General features: G+C 51.9%; 1 protein-coding gene. It reads left to right on the top strand.

The genetic code is table 11. The features are described from left to right. A partial coding sequence (locus AB9F27_RS22185; RefSeq protein WP_369758244.1) for a cation transporter dimerization domain-containing protein occupies positions 1 to 241 on the top strand: 241 nt, incomplete at its 5' end. Positions 242 to 285: the final 44 nt, after the last annotated feature.

The following is a 285-nucleotide window of genomic DNA, read 5'->3' as shown; positions in this document are numbered from 1 at the left end:
CGAACAGATCATCGCCGAGGAATCTGGCATTTGTGGCGTCAACGAATTGCTGACCATGCATTTCGGACCGCAAGAAATCTTATTGAATGTCAGTATCGATTTCTCGGACAAGCTCACCTCGGGAGAGGTTCAGGACCGCGTATCGGCATTAGAACACAGCATCAAAGACCGTTACCCAGACATAAAGCGCGTGTTCATCGAGGCGCAGCGCACGCATGAAAGTACTGGCGCACAACAATAACCTAGATCACACGCCGCAGAAATGCCTGTGTGCGGGGGTCTTGC

The sequence above is a fragment of the Falsihalocynthiibacter sp. CO-5D18 genome (assembly GCF_041205445.1).
Classification (GTDB): domain Bacteria; phylum Pseudomonadota; class Alphaproteobacteria; order Rhodobacterales; family Rhodobacteraceae; genus Falsihalocynthiibacter; species Falsihalocynthiibacter arcticus.
This window is presented reverse-complemented; position numbering and strand designations above follow the sequence as displayed.